Raw genomic sequence first — 21,651 nt, 5'->3', positions numbered from 1 at the left:
CCCGATGAACGAACGTCAGAAGGACCGGCCCTGGCTCATGCGGACGTACGCCGGTCACTCGACCGCCGAGGCGTCCAACGAGCTGTACCGCCGCAACCTCGCCAAGGGCCAGACGGGTCTGTCGGTCGCCTTCGATCTGCCGACGCAGACCGGATACGACCCGGACCACATTCTCGCCCGCGGCGAGGTGGGCCGTGTCGGTGTTCCCGTCTCGCACCTCGGTGACATGCGGCGGCTGTTCCAGGACATCCCCCTGGAGCAGATGAACACCTCGATGACGATCAACGCGACCGCCATGTGGCTGCTGGCGCTCTACCAGGTGGTCGCGGAGGAGCAGGGGGCCGACACCTCCAAGCTCCAGGGGACGACGCAGAACGACATCGTGAAGGAGTACCTCTCGCGCGGGACGCACGTCTTCCCGCCGGTGCCCTCGCTGCGGCTGACCACCGACATGATCACGTACACGGTCAACCGCATCCCCAAGTGGAACCCGATCAACATTTGTAGCTACCACCTCCAGGAGGCGGGGGCCACCCCGGTCCAGGAGATCGCGTACGCCATGTCGACCGCCATCGCGGTGCTCGACGCGGTCCGCGACTCGGGCCAGGTGCCCGAGGAGAAGTTCGGTGACGTGGTCGCCCGCATCTCGTTCTTCGTGAACGCGGGCGTCCGCTTCATCGAGGAGATGTGCAAGATGCGCGCCTTCGGCCGTATCTGGGACCGCGTCACCCGCGAGCGGTACGGCATCACCAATGCCAAGCAGCGCCGCTTCCGCTACGGCGTCCAGGTCAACTCCCTCGGCCTGACCGAGGCGCAGCCGGAGAACAACGTCCAGCGCATCGTCCTGGAGATGCTGGCCGTCACCCTCTCCAAGGACGCCCGGGCCCGCGCGGTGCAGCTGCCGGCCTGGAACGAGGCGCTGGGGCTGCCCCGGCCCTGGGACCAGCAGTGGTCGCTGCGGATCCAGCAGGTGCTGGCGCACGAGAGCGATCTGCTGGAGTACGAGGACATCTTCGCCGGTTCGCATGTCGTCGAGGCCAAGGTGGACACCCTGGTCGAGGAGTCGCTCGCGGAGATCGACCGGATCCAGCAGATGGGCGGCGCGATGGCGGCCGTCGAGTCCGGCTATCTCAAGTCCGAGCTGGTCTCCTCGCACGCGGCCCGGCGGGCCCGGATCGAGGCGGGCGACGAGAAGATCGTCGGCGTCAACATCTACGAGTCCACCGAGCCCAACCCGCTCACCTCCGACCTCGACGGGGCGATCATGACCGTCGACCCCGAGAACGAGGCCCGGGTCGTGGCGGCCCTGCACGAGTGGCGGGACAACCGCGACGAGGCGCGGGCGTCGGAGGCGCTGGCCGCGCTGAAGAAGGCCGCCGCGGGCACCGAGAACATGATGGAAGCCACCGTCGAGTGCGCCCGCGCGGGTGTCACCACCGGCGAGTGGTCCTGGGCGCTGCGGGACGTCTTCGGCGAGTTCCGCGCGCCCACCGGGGTCTCCTCGGCCCCGGTCGCGGTCACCGCGGAGCCGGGCAGCACGCTCGCCCTGGTCCGCGAGAAGGTCACCCGGACCGCCGCCGACCTGGGTGTCGGGCGACTGCGTCTGCTGGTCGGCAAGCCGGGCCTGGACGGGCACTCCAACGGGGCCGAGCAGATCGCCGTACGGGCCAGGGACGCCGGGTTCGAGGTGGTCTACCAGGGGATCCGGCTGACCCCCGAGCAGATCACCGACGCGGCGCTGGCCGAGGACGTGCACTGCGTGGGCCTGTCCATCCTGTCCGGCTCGCACGCGGAGCTGGTCCCCGACGTGCTGCACCGGCTGCGCGAGGCCGGGGCGCCGGACATCCCGGTGATCGCGGGCGGCATCATCCCGCCGGCCGACGCCACCGCACTCATCGAAGCCGGAGTGGCCGCCGTCTTCACCCCGAAGGACTTCGGCATCACGGAGATCATCGGCCGTATCGTCGACGAGATCCGGAAAGCGAACAAGCTCGACCCTCTGGAGGTCCCCGCATGACCACGCCCACCCCCTCGGTCAACCGTCTGCGCCCGCGCCGTTCGTGTCTGGCCGTGCCGGGCTCCAACCCGCGCTTCCTGGAGAAGGCCCAGGGCCTCCCGGCCGACCAGGTCTTCCTGGACCTGGAGGACGCCTGCGCGCCGCTCGCCAAGGAGGGCGCCCGCCACCACATCGTGGACGCGCTGAACAACGGTGACTGGAGCGGCAAGACCCGGGTCGTGCGGGTCAACGACTGGACGACGCACTGGACGTACCGGGACGTCATCACGGTCGTCGAGGGCGCGGGTCCGAACCTCGACTGCATCATGCTGCCGAAGGTCCAGGACGCCCAGCAGGTCGTGGCGCTGGACCTGCTGCTGACCCAGATCGAGAAGACGATGGGCTTTGAAGTCGGGAAGATCGGCATCGAGGCGCAGATCGAGAACGCCAAGGGTCTGGTGAACATCGACGAGATCGCCCAGGCCTCGCCGCGCCTGGAGACGCTGATCTTCGGCCCGGCCGACTTCATGGCGTCGATCAATATGAAGACCCTGGTCGTCGGCCAGCAGCCGCCCGGCTACCCGGCGGACGCCTACCACTACATCCTGATGCGCATCCTGATGGCGGCCCGCAGCCACGACCTCCAGGCGATCGACGGCCCGTTCCTCCAGATCCGTGACGTGGACGCCTACCGCGAGGTGGCCGGCCGCGCCGCCGCCCTCGGCTTCGACGGCAAGTGGGTGCTGCACCCGGGCCAGGTCGACGCGGCGAACGAGGTGTTCTCGCCCTCGCAGGAAGACTACGACCACGCCGAGCTGATCCTCGACGCGTATGACTGGTGCACCTCCGAGGAGGGCGGCAAGAAGGGCTCCGCGATGCTCGGCGACGAGATGATCGACGAGGCCAGCCGCAAGATGGCGCTCGTCATCGCGGGCAAGGGCCGGGCCGCCGGAATGCAGCGCACGTCCAAGTTCGAAGCCCCGGAGGCCTGATCATGCAGTTCGGACGCACGTATGAGGAGTTCGAGGTCGGTGCCGTCTACAAGCACTGGCCCGGAAAGACGGTCACGGAATACGACGACCACCTCTTCTGTCTGCTGACCATGAATCACCACCCGCTGCACATGGACAGCAACTACGCGGAGAAGACGACCGACTTCGGAAAGAACGTCGTCGTCGGCAACTACATCTACTCGCTGCTGCTCGGCATGTCGGTGCCGGACGTCTCCGGAAAGGCCATCGCCAATCTGGAGGTCGAATCGCTCAAGCACATCGCGCCGACCTTCCACGGCGACACGATCTACGGCGAGACGACCGTGCTGGACAAGACCCCGTCGAAGTCCAAGAACGACCGCGGCATCGTCTACGTGGAGACCAAGGGCTACAAGCAGGACGGCACGGTCGTCTGTGTGTTCCGGCGCAAGGTGATGGTCCCCACCGAGACGTACATCAAGGAGCGCGGCGGCGAGCAGCCCGGCCGCCCGACGCCCGCCAAGTAACCGTGTGAAGCCTTAAGGCCATCCGCGTGAAGCCACAGGAGAAGCAGCCATGACGCGACTCGCCCAGACCGCCGGTCTGAACGACATCCAGCGGGAAATCCTTTCCACGGTCCGGGATTTCGTCGACAAGGAGATCATTCCGGTCGCGACCCAGCTGGAGCACCGCGACGAGTACCCGACGGAAATCGTCGAGGGGCTCAAGGAACTCGGCCTGTTCGGGCTGATGATCCCCGAGGAGTACGGGGGGCTGGGTGAGTCGCTGCTCACCTACGCGCTGTGCGTGGAGGAGATCGCGCGTGGCTGGATGAGCGTGTCGGGCATCATCAACACGCATTTCATCGTGGCCTACATGCTCAAGCAGCACGGCACGCAGGAGCAGAAGGACACGTTCCTGCCGCGGATGGCGCTCGGTGAGGTGCGCGGGGCCTTCTCGATGTCCGAGCCGGCGCTCGGCTCGGACGTCTCGGCGATCTCGTCGAAGGGTGTGAAGGAGGGCGACGAGTACGTTCTCAACGGCCAGAAGATGTGGCTAACGAACGGCGGAACGTCCACTTTGGTGGCCGTTCTCTGCCGAAGTGACGAAGGCCACCCCGAGGGGACCGCGCCGCACAAGTCGATGACGACCTTCCTGGTGGAGAAGGAGCCCGGTTTCGGAGAGGTCCGGCCCGGTCTGACCATCCCCGGGAAGATCGACAAGATGGGCTACAAGGGCGTCGACACGACCGAGCTCATCATGGACGACCTGCGCATTCCGGCCAATCGCGTCCTCGGGGGCACGACGGGCCGAGGGTTTTACCAAATGATGGACGGCGTCGAAGTCGGCCGGGTGAATGTCGCCGCGCGTGGCTGCGGTGTCGCGCAGCGTGCATTTGAACTGGGCGTTTCGTACGCCCAGCAGCGCCACACCTTCGGCAAGCCGATCGCCCAGCACCAGGCGATCCAGTTCAAACTGGCCGAAATGGCCACCAAGGTCGAGGCCGCTCATGCGATGATGGTGAATGCGGCACGCAAAAAGGACTCCGGGGAACGAAACGACCTGGAGGCAGGGATGGCGAAGTACCTCGCCTCCGAGTACTGCAAGGAAGTCGTCGAGGACGCCTTCCGTATCCACGGCGGCTACGGCTTCTCCAAGGAGTACGAGATCGAGCGCCTCTACCGCGAGGCGCCGATGCTGCTGATCGGTGAAGGTACCGCCGAGATCCAGAAAATGATCATTGGCCGGCGCCTCTTGGAGGAGTACCGATTCCAGGGCTGATTGTCCGTTTTAGGGTGACTTGGTGGCGAAGAACGTCACACCGGGTCACCCTCGACGGGCGGCGTTCGTCAGTCCGACTCGGCTGCTGGCTTGCCCAGTTGCGCCCGGCAACCGATAGCATCTTCGGAAAGCCGCCGTCCCCCGTTGCCAGCGCGGCATCATCCGCTACGAAGGTCATTCATGCCCGACAGCACTTCCACCGCATCCCGCGGCGGGGTCCGCATCGCCCGCGGCGCTTCCCCGTGGCTCCTGCCGACCGTCGCCACCGCAGCCCTCAGCCTGGCCCGCGCCCGCAAGTCGGGGCGCTGGGCAGCAGCGGCCGTGCCCACCACCGCGCTCGCGGCGGGCATGCTGTGGTTCTTCCGTGACCCCGAGCGCGAGATCACCGAAGGCCGGGTCATCTCCCCGGCCGACGGCGTGGTGCAGAGCATCATGCCGTGGAAGGACGGGCGCACCCGCGTCGCGATCTTCATGAGCCCGCTCAACGTCCACGTCAACCGCGCGCCGCTGGCGGGCACCGTGACGTCGGTCGAGCACATCCCGGGCGGGTTCGTTCCGGCGTTCAACAAGGAGAGCGAGAACAACGAGCGCGTTGTCTGGCACTTCGACACCGAGCTCGGCGACATCGAGATGGTGCAGATCGCGGGAGCGGTCGCCCGTCGGATCGTGCCGTACCTCCCCGAGGGCACGAAGGTGGAGCAGGGCGAGCGCATCGGCCTGATCCGCTTCGGCTCGCGCGTGGACATCTACCTCCCGGAAGGGATCGATGTCGCGGTCGAGGTCGGTCAGGCCACCACCGCGGGGGTGACTCGAATTGACCGTGATTGATCCTGATACCAAGGCCGGCTGGGTGCCGGAGGCCGAAGACGGGAACGACGTCGACGGCACGGAGGACATGCCGCTGTCGATGCGTCTGTCGATAGCGGACACGCTCACGCTCGGTAACGCGACGTGCGGGTTCATGGCGGTGTACTTCACCACCACGGGCATTCTGATCCCGCACCTCACGGGCAGCGACGAGACGGGCATGGCCCGGCACTCGGCCGCCACCGCCGTGATCCTCATGCTGATGGCCGCGATCTTCGACCTGTTCGACGGGCTCGTGGCACGCAAGCTGCGTTCCTCGCCGATGGGCGCCGAGCTGGACAACCTCTCGGACCTGATCAGCTTCGGGCTCGCGCCGGCCTACTTCGTACTCGTGTACGGGATGGTCGCCGACGACGCCCATCAGCGGGTGTCGGCACTGGCGGCGATCGTCGTGCTGCTGGCGGTGGTGCTCAGGCTGGCCAGATTCTCCTGCGTGACCATGAAGGACGGCATGTTCCAGGGCATGCCGAGCCCCTTCGGAGCGCTGACGGTCGTCTCGATCGTGCTCCTGGAGCTGCCCTTCGTGCCGACCCTGCTCGCGATCATCGGCGTGGCCTGGCTGATGGTGAGCCGGGTGGAGTACCCCAAGCCGCGGGGCATCCTCGCGGTGGCGATGCTCAGCTGGATCGTGGCCGCGATGGGGCTGCTCGCCGCCTGGGCGTTCGACGCCCCCGGCGGTCAGCTGCTGCTCCAGACGGGCTGCGCGCTCCAGGTGGTGCTCGGCGCGGTGATCCCGCTGTTCGCCACGGCGCGACGGGTGAACACGTTCCGTGACAACCGGCGCGAGGCGCGGGCGGCACAGCTGCCGTAGCGGCGGATACGCGACACAGGGCGAGGGCCCGGATGCTCCCCGGCATCCGGGCCCTCGTGCGTTTCCGGGGCGGGGCGGGGTCGCTTTACCACCGCGCGCGTCCCGGCGCCAGAGGCGATGCCCTCCCGGTGGCTGAGAATTTTCGGCAACGAGGTGAGTACGGGGTTCCCGTCCCGCCGCAGGCCCGGGCTTCTAGAATCTCCTCGCAACCGACACCCGGGCCATTTCGGCCAGGGCGCGGTCCGGGGGACCGGGGGGTCCGAGATGAAGCTGATGCAGGTGGGGACGCGCGTGGCGGCGGTCGCGGCGGCGGGAGTGCTGCTGGCCGGATGCGGCGGGTCGGACACGAAGGGCAAGGACGGGCCCGACCCGAAGCCGAGCGGTTCGGCGAAGCAGGGCGGCCCGGCGACCGACGGGGAGAAGACGGGCGCGTCGAAGAAGCCCGATCCGGAGCAGTCCACGCTGCCGGGCGCTCTGCCCAGCGCCTACGACTTCACGCCGAACCCGGACCGGGTCCCGAAGAACGCGGCCCAGGCGCGGAAGCTGACCCGTAACGCCGCGCTCGGGGAGAACGACTGGACGGCGGGGATGGTCCGGCACACCCCGTACGAGAGCGCCGGCAGCTGGACCGTGCTGCCGGACTCCTGCGTCTGGACCCGCTCCGCACTGCCGCCGGACATCCTGGACAGCTTCACGCGGCGGCTCGACATCCCGGCGCAGGACGGCAAGGGCCGGGTCCAGGGGGCGGTGACCGTGACCGTGCACCGGACCGAGGCGGGGGCCGACCGGGAGATCAAGGACACCGTCCAGGAGAGCTTCCGCTGCCCGCAGCAGGAACTGGGCGGCGGCCAGCGCCTCAGCGGTCTGATGTCCCTCCAGTTCGACCAGAAGGACGTGCGCAACGCGGACGCCTCGCTGTTCGAGGCCGGGAAGTACACGGGTCCGGAGTCGGGCGGGGTCCAGGACTACGTATGGTCCAAGTCCCGGATCGGCCCGGTCACGACGGCCGTGTCGGTCAAGGGCGCGAAAGGCTACACCAACACCGACCTGCTGCGGATCGCCGCCGAGGGCGGCGCCAAGGTGCTCTACCGCGTCGAGCTGGAGCTGAAGTGACCGCGGGCCTGGAACCGAAGTGACCGCGGGCCCGGACGAAAGGCACTGACCCCTGATGGAACCGCTCCGTTCCACCGACCCGGCACGGATCGCCGGGTACCGCGTCCTCGGCCGCCTCGGCGCCGGGGGCATGGGTGTGGTGCTGCTGGGCCGGTCGCCCGGCGGCGCGCTGGTGGCGATCAAGCTGATCCGCGCGGAGTACGCCGACGACACCGGCTTCCGCGCCCGCTTCCGGCGGGAGGTGGCGATCGCCCGGCAGGTCCGCAACCGGTGGGCGGTGCCGGTGGTCGACGCGGACACCGAGGCGCCGGCCCCGTGGCTGGCCACCGAGTTCGTGCCGGGGCCCGCCCTGAGCGAGGCGGTGGGCGGCGGGGGGCCACTGCCGGAACGCGGGGTGCGGGCACTGGGCTCGATGCTCGCGGAGGCGCTGGAGGCCGTCCACACGGCGGGCCTGGTGCACCGGGACGTGAAGCCCGGCAACGTCCTGCTGGGCCTGGACGGGCCCCGGCTGATCGACTTCGGGATCGCGCGGGCTCTGGACGACACCGTCCTCACGGCGACGGACGTGATCGTCGGCTCCCCCGGCTTCCTCTCGCCCGAGCAGGCGCAGGGGCGGCGGATCGGCCCGGCGAGCGACGTGTTCTCGCTGGGCTGCGTGCTGGTGTACGCGGCGACCGGCGGGCGGCCGTTCGGCACCGGCCCGGTGGAGGCGATGCTGTTCCGTACGGTGCACGATCCGGCGGAGCTGGGCGCGCTGCCGCCCGGGCTGCGCCCAGTCGTGGAGGCGTGCCTGTCCAAGGCCCCCGAGGACCGTCCGACGACGGCGGACGTCCGGCAGGCGTTCGCCGAGGACCTGTCGGGCGGCAGCTGGCTGCCCGGCCCGGTCACGCATCTGATCGCCGAGCGCTCGGCGCGGATGCTGGCCCTGCCCGACATCGACGCGACGAGCCTGGACGCGGGCGGGGCCGACGGTCCGGGCAGCGGCTCGGACGGTGGCCAGTTCGGCGGCCCGTTCGGCGGGCCCGACACGGGCGCCGGGACCGGCGGCGGAGCCCGGGACACGACCGCCGTCTCCGCCTCCCCCGGCCGCCGTCGCTTCCTCGCGTACGTCGCCGGGGGCGCGGCCCTCGCGGCGACGGGCGGCACCACCGCCTGGCTGGTCTCGGGCGGCGACAAGGACCCGGGCGGCAAGGGGAAGGGCGACGACGGGAAGACCGCCCGGCCTGAGCTGCACATCGGGCTCCAGGCCGACCTCAGCGGCCCGTCGGCGGCCGTCGGCAAGGGCCAGGACCGGGCGGCCCGGCTCGCGGTGGCCGAGCACAACGCGCGCGGCGACGCGCCGTTCACGCTGCGGCTGACCACGGTCGACGACAAGGGCGAGGAGGAGCGGGCGACGGCGGCGGTACGCCGGTTCGCCGAGGACCCGCTCCTGGTGGCCGCGATCGGCGCGACCGGCACGGACGCGGCCCGGGAGGCGCTGGTCGCGTACGACGAGGCGGGGCTCCCGCTGCTCAGCGTGGTCGACGGGGACATCCGGCATATGAACCGGATCTTCCTGTGTGCCCGGCCGCGCAACGACATGCAGATGCTGCCGGTGGCGCAGTTCCTCGGGGCGTACGAGATCGACCAGGTGGCGCTGGTCGACGACGGCACCGAGTACGGCCGGCAGACCACCCGCTTCCTCGACACGGGGCTGCGCGGCAACGGCCGCACGGTGTTCGCCGAGACCGTGCGCGAGGGCACGCGCGACCTGGACGCGGAGGCCGAGCGGATCGCCGCGAAACGGCCGGGGGCGGTGGTGTACGGAGGCGGGTGGCGGGACGCCGGACGGTTCGCGAAGTCGCTGACGAAGGCCGGGTTCCTGGGACCGAAGATCGCCACCCAGGCCGTACACGATCCGCGGTTCCTGGCGGAGGCGGGCGAGGACGCGGCGGGCTGGCTGGTCGTCTCGACGGCCGCCGACCCCGCTTCCGTACCCTCGGTGCACCCGTTCGCCGCCGCCTACCGCAAGCGCTTCGACCACGCGCCGCCGCTGTTCGCGGCCGAGGCGTACGACGCGGTGGGGCTGATCGCCTCCTGCGCCGAGAAGCTCGGCCGCGAGAAGCTGACGCGCCAGGACCTGCTGCCCGCGCTGCGGACGACCTCGTACAAGGGCGTGTCCAAGAGCTACGCCTTCGAGTCCGCCAACGGGATGTACACCGGGACCGGGGTCTTCATCTACCGCGTGGAGCGGGGCCGCTTCCGGTACATCGGGATGGACGGCCGGGAGGTCTGACCGGGCTGCCCCGGTCAGACCTCCGTCAGCCTCCGGTCAGCCCTCCCGACGCGGGGCTCAGTCGCCGATGGTGAAGGACTCGGCCGCCGGGGCGACCGCGGCCGGCCGGACCACCTTCAGCCCGCCGGCGGCACCGGCGTCGGGCTTCATGATGACGCTCTCCCGGGTGGACGGCGCCTTCGGGTCCGAGAAGTCGTGCGTCACCCCGAACTCGGTCCCGTACCCCTTGATCGTGAGCAGCGCCTTGTCGATGCCCTCGCGGGTGAGGTCCTTGTCGTCGCAGGCCTTGGTCAGGGCCTCGCCGAAGAGGGAGGCCGCCGTGTACCCGGCGACGACGCCGTTGTCGAGGACGTCCTTCGGGTACTGGGCGGCGTACTCCTTGGCGAGCTTGGCGGGGCCGTCGCCCGGGTCGCCGATGGGCAGCGTGGAGGAGGCGACGTAGTAGTCCTTGAGCAGGGCCGGGCCCGCCTGGGTCTTCAACAGCTGGGGTGCGAAGGCCGAGTTGTTGCCGACGACCGGGACGTCGAAGCCGGTGGCCGCTGCGACGCCGACGAGCGAGGCGGCCTGGCGGGGGCCTGCGCTGACGACGACGGCCTTGACCCCGGCCTGCTTGAGGGCGGCGACCTGGGCCGTCATGTCGTTGTCGGTCGGCTTGATCTTCTGCTCGACGACGGTGAGCCCGGCCTCCTTCGCCGCGTGCTTCGAGCCGACGAGCGCGTTCTCGCCGTAGTCGCCCTCGAAGTAGACGTGACCGATCTTGTCGCCCTTCGCGATGCGCTTCTCGGCGAGGAGGTAGTCGATGAGGTTGATCGTCTCGATGTCGTAGGTGGCGCCGATGACCCGGATGTACGGGGAGCCCAGCAGGTTCGCCGACCAGGCCTGCGGCAGCACGAGGCCCTTGTCCTGGCCGTCGATGCGCTGTTCGACGGCGGCGACGAACGGGGAGCCGATGAACTGGGCGAAGCCCGCCACGTCCGGGGCCAGTTCGGTGTACGCGGCGATGGCCTTCTGCGGGTCGTAGCCGTGGTCGCGGACCGTGAGTTCGATCTTCCGGTCGCAGATGCCGCCCGCGTCGTTGGTCTGCTTGACCCAGAGCTGCTGGGCCTGGGTGACGCTCTTGCCCAGCGAGGCGTAGACGCCGGTCATGTCGGTCAGCACCCCGAGGGAGATCGTCGAGGAGGAGACCCCGGGACCCGTCTTGATCCCGCCCTCGCCCTCCTCGCCGGCCTTTCCGTCGGTTGCCTTGCCGCTGCATCCGACGAGGGTGACGGCGAGGGCCGCGACGACGGCCGTGAGCACTCTCAGTTTCATGACTTCTCCCCTGGATTCTTCGGAGACTTCGGCTTCTTCGTACGGGCGAGGCCGAGGCGGGCGAGGCCGCCGGGCAGGAACAGGACCACCGCGACGACCGCGGCGCCGTACAGATAGCGGGACGCCTCGCCAGGTGCCAGACCGCCCGTGCCGGGGGCGGAGACCAGCGGCAGGGAGTCGCTGTAGTGCGTGAACACCTGCGGGAGCAGGGAGACGAAGGCGGCGCCGATCACCGCTCCCGCGACGCTGCCGAGCCCGCCGATGACGATCATGGCGAGGTATTCGAGGGACAGGATCATGCCGAAGTACTCGGGCACGGTCCGCTGGAAGACCAGGGCGAGCAGGACGCCCGCGAGGCCCGCGTACATCGAGGACAGGACGAAGACCCCGGCCCGGTAGCGGGCCACGGGCACGCCCATCACCCCGGCCGCGATCCGGTGGTCGCGGATGGCGTTCATGGCGCGTCCGGGCCGGCCGCGCAGCACGCCCCGGGCGAACAGGGCGCTCAGCAGGAGCGCGAGCAGACCCGCGTACCAGAGTTTCTCCGAGGAGCCGAACGGGACGGCGGCGACGACGAGTTCGGAGTCGTCGAAGGTGAACCCGAAGACGGACAGCGGCGGTACGGCCCGGCCGTTGTAACCGCCGGTCAGCGAGCCCGCGTTGAACAGGACGTGCTGCCCGATGAAGATCAGCGCGAGGGTCGCGATACCGAGGTACGCGCCGCGCAGCCGTCCGGCGATGGGGCTGAAGATGCCGCCCGCCGCCCCGGCGAGCAGCACCGCGAGGATCGCGGCCAGCCAGGTCGGCAGCCCGAGACCGGTCAGCGTGTGCCCGTTCTCGGTGCTGCTCTCCCCCGCCAGGACGCAGTAGCCGTACGCGCCGACGGCGAGGAAGAAGGCGTGGCCCATGGAGAGCTGGCCGGTGGCGCCGGTGAGCATGTTGAGCCCGATGGCGCCGATCGCGGCCGCCATCGCGAACAGTCCGGCCTGGAGCCAGAAGCGGTCCAGGTAGAACGGGAGGACGAGGAGCAGGAGGGAGCCGATGAGGACGGCGTACGTACGGGGGCTGCGCAGCCGGTCGGCGACGCCCTCGGGTCCGCCGCGTACGGGGGTGGTCACGGCGGGGGCGGCGGGGGCTTCGGCGGTGGTGTCAGACACGGGCCAGCTCCTTCGTACCGAAGAGTCCCGCAGGGCGGATGAGCAGGACGGCCACCATCACGAGATAGGGCGCCAGATCGCCGATGCCCCGGCCGAGGAAGGAGAGATCGCTCTGGTAGCCGGTGGCGAGCGATTCGGTGACGCCGACGATGAGTCCGCCGGCCAGCGCCCCGGTGGTGGAGTCGAGCCCGCCGAGGATCGCGGCGGGGAACGCCTTGAGCGCGGCGAGCGAGGTGGCGCGTTCCAGGCCGGGGGTCGGGAACACGGTGAGGAAGAGCGCGGCGACGGCGGCGAGCGCCCCGGCGACCGCCCAGGCGGCGAGCGAGACCCGCCCCAGCCTGATGCCCATGAGCGCTGCCGTCTGCGGGTTCTCGGCGGCGGCCCGCATGGAGACGCCCCATGAGGTGTAGCGGAAGGCGAGCAGGAACACGGTGATGAGGAGCCCGGCGGCGAGGAACGCGGCGATGCGGGTCTGGGCGAGGGTGATGCCGCCGATGTTCACGACCTCGTTGCCCCAGGGGTCGCCGAGGGCGAGGACGTCCGTGCCCATGCGGCGGGTGAGTTCGGTGATGAGGAGGATGTCGACGCCGATGGTGACGATGGCGAGGACGCTGTGGTCGCTGCCCCGGTAGCGGCGCATCACGAAGAACTCGATGGCCGCGCCGACGGCCGCGGCCCCGGCGATCCCGACGAGCAGCGCGGGCCAGAACCCGATGTCGTCGTGGAGCACGGCGGTGACGTATCCGCCCGCCAACAGCAGGGACGCGTGGGCGAAGTTGACGACCTCGGTGGCTTTGAAGATGACGACGAAGCCGAGTGCGATGAGGGCGTAGACCGAGCCGATCGACAGGCCGCCGAGGAGGAGTTCGACGAACGTGGTCATTGAGGTGCTCCCAAGTAGGCCTGGACGACGGCCGGATCGTTCTGGACCTCGGCGGGGGTGCCGCCGGCGATCCGTCGTCCGAAGTCGAGTACGGTCACCGCGTCGGCGAGCCGCATCACCACCCCCATGTCGTGCTCGACCATGACGATGGAGATGCCGAGGCTGTCGCGTACGTCGGCCACGACGGCGGCGGTGCGGCGGCGTTCGTCGGCGGTCATCCCGGCGATGGGCTCGTCCAGCAGCAGGACCTTCGGCTCCATGCACAGGGCGCGGCCGAGCTCGACGAGTTTCTGCTGCCCGTACGGAAGCGAGCCCGCGGGCCGCTCCAACTCCCCTTCCAGCCCGATGAATTCGGCGATCTCGCGGACGCGCTCCCGGTGGCGTCGTTCCTCGCGGACGGCGGAGGGCAGCCGCAGGCCGGTGGCGAGGAACCCGGAGCGGGTCAGCCGGTGGCGGCCGAGGAGGAGGCTGTCGGCGACGGTGGCGTGCGGGGGCAGCGCCAGGTTCTGGAAGGTGCGGGCGACCCCGAGGTCCGCGATGGCGTGCGGCGGGAGTCCGGTGAGCTCGGTGTCGCCGAGGCGGACGTGCCCGGAGGCGGCGCGGTAGACGCCGGACAGGACGTTGAAGCAGGTGGACTTGCCCGCGCCGTTGGGTCCGATGACGGCGTGCACGCTGCCGGGTTCGACGGTGAAGGAGACGCTGTCCAGGGCGGTGAGCCCGGCGAACCGGACGGTGACGTCCTGGACGGCGAGGGCGGCGGTGGTGCTGTGCGCGGGGATCGTCTCGGTGGTCGTCACGCGGACCACCTGCTCAGGGTGCGGCGGGTGCGGGCGGCCGGGTCGGCGTCCGCCGCCGCGTCCTCGTCGACGACGCCGAGATAGCGGCGGCGCACCTCGTCGGAGGCGGCGAGTTCACCGGCGGGCCCGGACAGGGCGACTTCGCCGACGTCGAGGACGTACGCCGTGGAGGCGAGGCGCAGGGCGATCGCCGCGTTCTGCTCGACGAGCATGACGGAGGTGCCGCCCGCGTTGATCTCCTGCACGGTCTCGGCGATCCTGGCCGCCATCAGCGGGGCGAGGCCGAGCGAGGGTTCGTCGAGCAGGAGCAGCCGGGGCCCGGCCATCAGGGCGCGGCCCATGGCCAGCATCTGCTGCTCGCCGCCGGACAGCAGCCCGGCCCGCTGGTGCGCGCGGTCGGCGAGCACCGGGAAGAGTTCGTGCACCCGGGCGAGGGCCGCGCCGGTCTCCTTGCGCCCGCCGCGGGCCCCGAGGGCGCCCGCCCGCAGATTGTCGGCCACCGTCATCCGGGCGAAGACCTGCCGGCCCTCCGGTACCTGGACCACTCCGGCGGCCACCACCTGGGCGGGCCGTAGCCCTTCCAGGGGGCGGCCGTCGAACCGGATGGTCCCGGTGCCCGTCCCGCGGTGGAAGCCGAGGGTCCGCGACACGGCCCGCAGCAGCGTGGTCTTGCCCGCGCCGTTGCCGCCGAGCACGGCGGTGATCCCGCCGTCCGGTACGTCGACCGAGATGTCGCGCAGTGCCCGGACCGGGCCGTAGCCGACGGACAGCGCGCGGATCTCCAGCGTTGCCATGCGTCCTCCTCCTTCCGCCATGTCGTGTGTCGTGCTGTTCCGTGGGGGTGGTGCCACAGACCAGCACCGGGCGGGACGTGCGTCCACGGGGCGGGGCCGACTCGATGCGGGCGACCAGCGAACGAAGGGCCTCGTTGTGCACGCGCACAGACGCCGTGACGGGCGGGCGCCCGCGGCCGGGCCCGGTGGCATCCTCATCGGTCGTCAGGAGCGCCCGGACCCGGGGACGGAGCGGCGGATGCGGCGTGGAACGCGGTACGGGGCGCTGCTCGGCCCGCTGCTGGCGGGCGGGGCCCCGCCGGACCTGGTGACGCGTGCGGCGCGCGGCCTCGGGCTGCCGGAGCGGGGACGTTACGTCGTGGTGGTGCTGGGCACACCGGCGCCGGACGCGGCGGCGACCGAGGGCCCCGACGGGGACGGGGCGCGCTGGTGGTGGGGCGGAGCGGAGGACTCCCCGGGCGGACCGGAGGACCGGGAGGAGAGCCGGGAGGGCCAGGGGCAAGGTCGGGAGGGCCGGGAGGTAGCGGTGGTGCTGCTGGGCCCGGCGGGTCCGGCCGGGGCGGCGGCACGGCTCAGGGAGTTGGGCGCCGGGCCGGGGGGTGTGAGCCCGGTGGTGGGCTCCCTGGCGGAGCTGGGCGCCGCGCGCCGGCTGGCGGGTACGGCGCTGCTGACGTGCGAGCCGGGCAGCCGGGAGATCGTCCGGCTGGACGAGCGGCTGCCGGCGGCCCTGCTGGTGAGCCGCCCGGAGCTGTCCACGCGGCTGCTGGCGGAGGTGTTCGGCCCGCTGCTGACGCTCGTACCGGCGGAACGGTCACTGCTGGTGGAGACGCTGGAGACGTGGCTGGAGTGCGGGGGTTCGGTGGGGCGGACGGCATCCCGGCTGGGCTGCCACCGCAACACGGTGTTCAACCGCCTGCGCCGCCTGGAACGCCTGACCGCCCGCTCGCTGTCCCGGCCGCGCGAACTGGTGGACCTGGTGCTGGCGCTGGACGTGCTGCGGCTGTCGTCGGCCCCGCCGGGACTCGGGGGCGGGGGCTGAGGGGGTGGGGCCGGTCGGGGGCCGAGCCTGGCCGAGGGGCGCGGCCCGGCTGAAAGGTGCAGCCCGGTCGCGGGCGGGGCCCGCCAAGGGCCATGGCCCGGCCGAAGGCTGGAGCCCGGCCGAAGGCCTCGGGCGGTTGCCCTGACAGGCCGGGCCCGCCAAGGCCTGGGGCGGGGCCGGTCGGGGGCCCGAGCCTGGCCGAGAGGCGCAGCCCGGCTGAAAGGTGCAGCCCGGTCGCGGGCGGGGCCCGCCAAGGGCCACGGCCCGGCCGAAAGCTGGAGCCCGCCCTCGGGCGGGGCCCTGACACAGGCCGGGCTCGCCAAGGTTGGGGCGCCGGGGGCGAGGCCGACCCGGGGAGCGCAGCCCTGCCCCAGCCGACGGGCGCAGCCCGGCCTCGGCGGGGTCCGCCAAGGCCGGGGCTCAGCCGAAGGCCGGGGCCCGGTCGCGGGCAGCCGCCACGGGGCGGGGCCCGGTCGTCGCCCGGAGCCAGCCGCTACCCGGTCGTCGCCCCGGACCCCCTCCCCGTACAGGAACGTACCGACGTCAGCGCAGCAGGAAGTCCCTGGCGATCGACTCCGCCGCCCGTTCCAGCAGCGGGCCTGCCTCGGCCATCGAGACCGCCGGGTCCGGTTCCAGATCCGCCAGGGCGTAGGCGCGCGCGATGCCCGCCCCGGTCAGGGCCTCCTCGGGCAGGGCCAGGCGGCCGCAGACCGCGACGACCTCGATTCCGGCCGCGCGGGCGGCGGCGGCGACCCCGGCCGGGGCCTTGCCGTGGAGGGTCTGCTCGTCGAGCGAGCCCTCGCCCGTGATCACCAGCGTGGCGCGGGCCAGCGCGGGGGCGAAGCCGAGGACGTCGAGCATGACCTCGATGCCGGGGCGGAAGCGGGCGCCGAGGGCGACGAGGGCCCCGTAGCCGATGCCGCCGGCCGCGCCCGCGCCGGGCAGCGCCGCCGTGTCGGGGCCGAGGACCGAGGCGTAGTGCGTGAGGGCCGCGTCGAGGACCGCGATGTCCTCCTCGCTCGCGCCCTTCTGCCGCCCGTACACCTCGGGCGCCCCCTTGGGCCCGGTCAGCGGGTTGTCCACGTCGCTGGCCAGGATCAGGTCGACGTCCTTCAGGCGCGGGTCGAGCCCGGAGAGATCGGCCTCGGCCAGGGCGGCCAGTCCCCCGCCGCCGGGGCCCACCGGCTTGCCGTCCGCGTCCAGGAAGCGGGCGCCGAGCGCGGCGAGCATGCCCGCGCCGCCGTCGGTGGTGGCGCTCCCGCCGACCCCGAACACGATCGTCGTCGCCCCCGCCTCCAGGGCCGCCTTCAGCAGCTCACCCGAGCCGTACGTGGTGGCCGTGAGCGGGGCGAACACCCCGTCGGGCAGGTGCTGGAGGCCCGAGGCCTCGGCCATCTCCACCACGGCGGTGGACCCGCGCAGCGCGTACGCCGCCGTCACCGGGTCGCCGAGAGGGCCGGTCACCCGCGCCTCGCGGCGCTCGAACCCGGCGGCCACCGCCGCCGCGACCGTACCGTCGCCGCCGTCCGCGACCGGCAGGGTCTCCACCGCCAGGCCGGGGACCACGCGCCGCAGCCCGGCCGTCACCCGCTCCGCGACCTGTACGGCCGTGAGCGAGCCCTTGAACTTGTCCGCCGCCACCAGCACGCGGGCGGTCTCCACATCTGCTCCGTCCGTCACCTTGCATCCCTTGCTTTCGAACAGGCAGTCGCGCCGCCCCGACCCTATCCGCACGACCCCTGATCTGCCCATGGCCGTCCACGGTCGTACGGTCCGGACCCCTGCCCACTACGCTGTCGGCCGTGACGACTCCCGACGCCGGCTACGCCGCGTACATCGCCGGGCTCCCCCGGGTCCTCGCCGGTGCCGCCTCGCTCTTCCGCGACGCGAACGGACGGGTCCTGCTGGTCGAGCCGAACTACCGCAAGGGCTGGGCGCTGCCCGGCGGGACCGTCGAGTCGGAGACAGGCGAAGGCCCCCGGCAGGGCGCCCGCCGCGAGACGGCGGAGGAGATCGGACTCGACGTGGCCCCGGGCCGGCTGCTCGCCGTGGACTGGGTGCGGGGCCCGGCCCGGCCGCCGATCGTGGCGTACGTGTACGACGGCGGGGTGCTGACCGCCGACCGGCTGGCGGCGATCCGGCTCCAGGAGGAGGAGTTGCTGTCCTGGCGCCTGGTGGCCCCCGCCGACCTGGACGGCTACCTGCTGGGCCCGCTCGCCGGCCGGGTCCGGGCAGCGCTGGCAGCCCTGGCGTCGGGCAGCGGCCCGGTGGAGCTGGAGGACGGCGAGCCGGTCGCGTAAAGGGGCCCTCCTCCGCGCCGGTCACGTTGGAAAGGGTGCCTCCCTCCGCACCGGTCACGTAGAAGGGGCCTCCCTCTGCCGCGCCGACCGGCCCCTCCCGCCCCGGTCGGCGAGCCGGTCGCGTAGACGGGGCTTTCCGACAGCCGGCCCGACGGCGGTCAGCCCTGCTGTGCCTCCGGTTTGATCTCCACCTCGCGCGCCGCTCCCTCCCGCTCGGCGACGACAGCCTCCGTGCGGTGACCGCGCGCGATGTAGTCGCGCACCACGAGTTCGACGGCGTCCTGCGGGTTCCCCACCCCCGCGAGGACCATCACTTCGACGACGAGTTCGGCATCCAGACTGACGGTCACCTTGGCCATGCGCGGACCCTACCCCGGCGCGTTCCGCCCAGGGGCCGGGATCCCCGAAGAGCACGGTCGGGGGCAGGTGCCGGATCGGTGGCACCACTATCCGGGCCGGCCCCGATGTGTGGCCGTCCACCATCGCCCGGGGGCGTCCGCGATTCCTAGTCTCGTGCGCAGTCGATGCGGTGAGAGGTGTACGGATGAGCAGGGACAAGGTGGTCGCTGACCCGGCGGACGCGGTCGCGGACGTGGGGCGCGGGGCGTCGCTGGCCGTGGGCGGGTTCGGGCTGTGCGGGATACCGAATGTGCTGATCCACGCTCTGCTGGAGCGCGGAGCCGGTGAGCTCAGGGTGGTGTCCAACAACTGCGGGGTGGACGACTGGGGCCTGGGGCTCCTGTTGCGTGCGGGGCTGATCGCTCGGATGACCAGCTCGTACGTCGGGGAGAACAAGGAGTTCGCGCGCCAGTACCTCCAAGGGGAGCTGGAGGTGGAGCTCGTCCCCCAGGGCACCCTGGCGGAACGGCTGCGGGCGGGCGGCTCCGGCATCCCGGCGTTCTACACACCGGCCGGTGCGGGCACCATGATCGCCGAGGGCGGTCTGGCCTGGCGGCACGGCGCGGACGGCTCCGTCGCGGTCGCGTCGCCGGCCAAGGAGACCCGGGTCTTCGGCGGGCGCGAGCACCTGCTGGAGGAGGGCATCACCACCGACTTCGCGCTGGTGCGCGCCGCCGTGGGCGACCGGCACGGCAACCTCCGCTTCGACTCCTCCGCCCGTAACTTCAACCCGCTCGCCGCCATGGCCGGGCGCATCACCGTGGCGGAGGTCGAGGAACTCGTCGAGCCGGGCGAACTCGCCCCCGACGACGTCCATCTGCCCGGGATCTTCGTCCAGCGGGTCGTCCCCATCGGCGCGGACGATCCACGTGCCGAGAAGCGCGTCGAGCGCCTGACCGTCCGGCCTGCCGGCCCTGCCCACTCCGGCCCCGCCGTTCACGCCGTCCCCGCCGTTCGCGAAGGGAACCGCTGACATGCCGCTGACACGTACGCAGATGGCGGCCCGCGCCGCACGCGAGCTGCCCGACGGCTCCTACGTCAACCTCGGCATCGGTCTGCCGACGCTCATCCCCGACCATCTGCCGGACGGCGTCGAGGTGGTGTTCCAGTCGGAGAACGGCATCCTCGGCGTCGGCCCCTACCCCGTCGCGTCCGAGGTCAGGGCCGACCTGATCAACGCGGGCAAGGAGACGGTGACCCTGCTGCCCGGGGCGTCCTGTGGCGACTCCGCGCTCTCCTTCGCGATGATCCGGGGCGGGCACATCGACGTCGCGGTCCTGGGCGCGATGCAGGTGTCCGCCTCCGGCGATCTGGCGAACTGGGTGATCCCCGGCAAGATGGTCAAGGGGATGGGCGGCGCCATGGATCTCGTCCACGGGGCCCGGCACGTCATCGTGTTGACCGAGCACACGGCGCGCGACGGCTCCCCCAAGCTCCTCCAGGAATGCGCCCTGCCGCTGACCGGCCGGGGCGTCGTGCACCGGATCATCACCGATCTCGCGGTGTTGGACGTCACCCCCGACGGCTTCCTGCTGCGGGAGACGGCCCCCGGGGTGACGGTCGATCAGGTGCGGACCGCGACCGGGGCGGAGCTGACCGTGGCGCACGAGCCGGTATCGGTACGCACGTAGCAGCCCGGCGCGCTCCCGGCAACAGGTGGTGGCCCCGGGCTCCCGGGCCCGTTGTGGAGAACATCGCCATTACCCGGCCTCCCGCCCCCTTCCTACGGTGACCGCACCCCGGCCGTACCGCGCTCCCGCATGGCGCGCCCCGGCCGGGGTCACGGGATCACGGGCGATCCCGTGCACCGTCCCACGGGAGGTCACCATGTCGCACATCATTCCCCCACACCCCGCTCCGCCCGGGGCCCGGCGCGGCGGGCGGTGGAGCCGTGCCGTCCGCCGGTTCGCCGCCGTCGTCGCCCTGGCCACCGGGGCGGCCCTGGCAGGACCGGGGACGGCCTCCGCGAGCGCCGCGGCACCCGCCGAGGCGCGGGCGGCCGCCGCCCTGGAGCGGGTCACCTCGTTCGGGGCCAACCCCGGCGCCCTGAACATGTACGTGTACCGGCCCGCGGCGCTGCCCGCGAACGCGCCCGTGGTCGTCGCCCTGCACGGCTGCACCCAGAGCGCGCAGATCTACTCCGACAACGCCGGTCTCAACACCTTCGCCGACCGGCACGGTTTCCTCGTCGTGTACGCCGAGACGACCACCGCCAACAACGCCAACAAGTGCTTCAACTGGTTCCAGCCGAGCGACACCCGGCGGGGCCAGGGCGAGGCCGCGTCGATCCGGCAGATGGTCGCGCACGCCGCGGCCGCCTACGGCACGGACCCCGGCCGGGTCCAGGTCACGGGTCTCTCGGCGGGCGGGGCGATGACCTCCGTGATGCTGGCCGCCTACCCGGACGTGTTCGCCGCGGGCGCGGTCGTCGCCGGGATCCCGTACGGCTGCGGGGTCGACGTCGTCTCGGCGTTCGGCTGCATGAGCCCCGGCGTGGACCGCACCCCGGCCGCCTGGGCGCAGGCCGTCCGGGACGCGCACCCCGGTTTCGCGGGCCCCTGGCCCCGGGTGGCGATCTGGCACGGGGACAACGACGCGACCGTCGCCCCGAGGAACGCCGACGAGCTGCGGGACCAGTGGACCGCGGTGCACGGGCTCGGCCAGACCCCGGACCGTACCTCCACGATCGGCCCCAACAGCACCCGCAGGAGCGAGTATCTGGCGGCGGACGGCCGGAGCGTCGTCGAGGTCGACAGGGTGCCCGGCATCGGGCACGGCACCCCGGTCGATCCGGGCAGCGGCGCCGAGCAGTGCGGTGCGACCGGCACCCAGCACTTCATCGACTCGATCTGCTCCGGCTACTGGATCACCCGGTTCTTCGGTCTCGACGGCACCACCGTCCCCGAGCCGCCCGTGGACCCGCCCACCGAGCCCGCCGCCTGCTGGACGGCGAACAACTACGAGCACGTACGCGCCGGCCGGGCCACCACCACCGGCGGCCAGGTGTACGCCAAGGGCTCCGGCCAGCATCTGGGGCTCTACAACACCTTCGTGACCCACACCCTCAAGGAGTCCCCGGCGGGCCACTACGTCCTCGCCGACGGCTCCTGCGCCTGACAGACCCCACGCACATCGCCCACCCGACGGAGGCACACC

Annotated in this window: 20 protein-coding genes; 13 read left to right on the top strand and 7 right to left on the bottom strand. The window is 71.9% G+C overall.

Annotated features, from left to right (window positions below; genetic code table 11):
• Window positions 1-4: 4 nt before the first annotated feature.
• The 8 genes from A3Q37_RS02180 (at window position 5) to A3Q37_RS02145 (ending at window position 9,815) form a co-directional block, all read left to right on the top strand.
• Window positions 5-2,017: a protein meaA gene (locus tag A3Q37_RS02180; RefSeq protein ID WP_065476819.1), complete on the top strand. Its 2,013-nt coding sequence runs from the start codon at window positions 5-7 to the stop codon at window positions 2,015-2,017.
• Window positions 2,014-2,988 carry a CoA ester lyase gene (locus tag A3Q37_RS02175; RefSeq protein WP_065476817.1) on the top strand — a complete coding sequence of 325 codons (975 nt, stop codon included), beginning with the start codon at window positions 2,014-2,016 and terminating at the stop codon, window positions 2,986-2,988. Before A3Q37_RS02180 ends, A3Q37_RS02175 begins: the two co-directional genes overlap by 4 nt.
• 2 nt (window positions 2,989-2,990) lie before the next feature.
• The gene (locus A3Q37_RS02170) at window positions 2,991-3,494 is read left to right on the top strand and encodes a MaoC family dehydratase (protein ID WP_010072684.1); all 504 of its coding nucleotides are present in this window, start codon (window positions 2,991-2,993) and stop codon (window positions 3,492-3,494) included.
• Window positions 3,495-3,543: 49 nt separating this feature from the next.
• Complete coding sequence (locus A3Q37_RS02165) at window positions 3,544-4,749, top strand: acyl-CoA dehydrogenase family protein (RefSeq protein ID WP_065476815.1); 1,206 nt, start codon at window positions 3,544-3,546, stop codon at window positions 4,747-4,749.
• Window positions 4,750-4,929: 180 nt separating this feature from the next.
• Window positions 4,930-5,577 (top strand): phosphatidylserine decarboxylase, encoded by a 648-nt coding sequence (locus A3Q37_RS02160; RefSeq protein WP_010058364.1) that lies wholly within the window; start codon window positions 4,930-4,932, stop codon window positions 5,575-5,577.
• 22 nt (window positions 5,578-5,599) lie between these two features.
• Window positions 5,600-6,427, top strand: a complete 828-nt coding sequence (pssA, locus tag A3Q37_RS02155) for a CDP-diacylglycerol--serine O-phosphatidyltransferase (protein WP_065476814.1) — start codon at window positions 5,600-5,602, stop codon at window positions 6,425-6,427.
• A gap of 264 nt (window positions 6,428-6,691) precedes the next feature.
• Complete coding sequence (locus A3Q37_RS02150) at window positions 6,692-7,540, top strand: hypothetical protein (protein WP_065476812.1); 849 nt, start codon at window positions 6,692-6,694, stop codon at window positions 7,538-7,540.
• Between the two features lie 55 nt (window positions 7,541-7,595).
• Window positions 7,596-9,815 carry a bifunctional serine/threonine-protein kinase/ABC transporter substrate-binding protein gene (locus A3Q37_RS02145; protein WP_065476810.1) on the top strand — a complete coding sequence of 740 codons (2,220 nt, stop codon included), beginning with the start codon at window positions 7,596-7,598 and terminating at the stop codon, window positions 9,813-9,815.
• A gap of 57 nt (window positions 9,816-9,872) precedes the next feature.
• Here A3Q37_RS02145 and A3Q37_RS02140 read toward each other — a convergent pair whose 3' ends face one another.
• The 5 genes from A3Q37_RS02140 to A3Q37_RS02120 are packed head-to-tail and all read right to left on the bottom strand — an operon-like array spanning window position 9,873 to window position 14,757.
• A complete protein-coding gene (locus tag A3Q37_RS02140; protein ID WP_065476808.1) occupies window positions 9,873-11,126 on the bottom strand; it encodes an ABC transporter substrate-binding protein in 1,254 nt (417 codons plus the stop codon).
• Complete coding sequence (locus A3Q37_RS02135) at window positions 11,123-12,283, bottom strand: branched-chain amino acid ABC transporter permease (RefSeq protein ID WP_065476806.1); 1,161 nt, start codon at window positions 12,281-12,283, stop codon at window positions 11,123-11,125. Before A3Q37_RS02135 ends, A3Q37_RS02140 begins: the two co-directional genes overlap by 4 nt.
• Complete coding sequence (locus tag A3Q37_RS02130) at window positions 12,276-13,166, bottom strand: branched-chain amino acid ABC transporter permease (RefSeq protein WP_065476804.1); 891 nt, start codon at window positions 13,164-13,166, stop codon at window positions 12,276-12,278. The genes A3Q37_RS02135 and A3Q37_RS02130 overlap by 8 nt, the downstream gene beginning before the upstream one ends.
• Complete coding sequence (locus A3Q37_RS02125) at window positions 13,163-13,963, bottom strand: ABC transporter ATP-binding protein (RefSeq protein WP_065477319.1); 801 nt, start codon at window positions 13,961-13,963, stop codon at window positions 13,163-13,165. Before A3Q37_RS02125 ends, A3Q37_RS02130 begins: the two co-directional genes overlap by 4 nt.
• The gene (locus tag A3Q37_RS02120) at window positions 13,960-14,757 is read right to left on the bottom strand and encodes an ABC transporter ATP-binding protein (RefSeq protein ID WP_065476802.1); all 798 of its coding nucleotides are present in this window, start codon (window positions 14,755-14,757) and stop codon (window positions 13,960-13,962) included. Before A3Q37_RS02120 ends, A3Q37_RS02125 begins: the two co-directional genes overlap by 4 nt.
• A gap of 238 nt (window positions 14,758-14,995) precedes the next feature.
• Between A3Q37_RS02120 and A3Q37_RS02115 the strand changes: the two genes are divergently transcribed.
• Window positions 14,996-15,796: a CdaR family transcriptional regulator gene (locus A3Q37_RS02115; protein ID WP_065476800.1), complete on the top strand. Its 801-nt coding sequence runs from the start codon at window positions 14,996-14,998 to the stop codon at window positions 15,794-15,796.
• Window positions 15,797-16,339: 543 nt separating this feature from the next.
• Here the strand turns inward: A3Q37_RS02115 and A3Q37_RS02110 are convergent.
• Window positions 16,340-17,458 carry a glycerate kinase gene (locus tag A3Q37_RS02110; RefSeq protein ID WP_065476797.1) on the bottom strand — a complete coding sequence of 373 codons (1,119 nt, stop codon included), beginning with the start codon at window positions 17,456-17,458 and terminating at the stop codon, window positions 16,340-16,342.
• 140 nt (window positions 17,459-17,598) lie between these two features.
• Here A3Q37_RS02110 and A3Q37_RS02105 point away from each other — a divergent pair, with 140 nt between their 5' ends.
• Complete coding sequence (locus A3Q37_RS02105; protein WP_065476795.1) at window positions 17,599-18,096, top strand: NUDIX hydrolase; 498 nt, start codon at window positions 17,599-17,601, stop codon at window positions 18,094-18,096.
• Between the two features lie 158 nt (window positions 18,097-18,254).
• Here the strand turns inward: A3Q37_RS02105 and A3Q37_RS02100 are convergent, their stop codons facing one another.
• The gene (locus tag A3Q37_RS02100) at window positions 18,255-18,455 is read right to left on the bottom strand and encodes a type II toxin-antitoxin system VapB family antitoxin (protein WP_065476793.1); all 201 of its coding nucleotides are present in this window, start codon (window positions 18,453-18,455) and stop codon (window positions 18,255-18,257) included.
• Between the two features lie 185 nt (window positions 18,456-18,640).
• Between A3Q37_RS02100 and A3Q37_RS02095 the strand changes: the two genes are divergently transcribed.
• The 3 genes from A3Q37_RS02095 (at window position 18,641) to A3Q37_RS02085 (ending at window position 21,612) form a co-directional block, all read left to right on the top strand.
• The gene (locus tag A3Q37_RS02095; RefSeq protein WP_065476792.1) at window positions 18,641-19,468 is read left to right on the top strand and encodes a CoA transferase subunit A; all 828 of its coding nucleotides are present in this window, start codon (window positions 18,641-18,643) and stop codon (window positions 19,466-19,468) included.
• A 1-nt stretch (window position 19,469) separates the two neighbouring features.
• Complete coding sequence (locus A3Q37_RS02090) at window positions 19,470-20,126, top strand: CoA transferase subunit B (protein ID WP_065476790.1); 657 nt, start codon at window positions 19,470-19,472, stop codon at window positions 20,124-20,126.
• 196 nt (window positions 20,127-20,322) lie between these two features.
• Complete coding sequence (locus tag A3Q37_RS02085) at window positions 20,323-21,612, top strand: PHB depolymerase family esterase (protein ID WP_065476788.1); 1,290 nt, start codon at window positions 20,323-20,325, stop codon at window positions 21,610-21,612.
• Window positions 21,613-21,651: the final 39 nt, after the last annotated feature.

Origin of the sequence: Streptomyces sp. PTY087I2 (assembly GCF_001687325.1) — a bacterium.
In the GTDB taxonomy this organism is placed as follows: Bacteria; Actinomycetota; Actinomycetes; order Streptomycetales; family Streptomycetaceae; genus Streptomyces.
The sequence above is the reverse complement of the archived record's forward strand: the minus strand, read 5'-3'. Positions and strand labels throughout refer to the sequence as shown.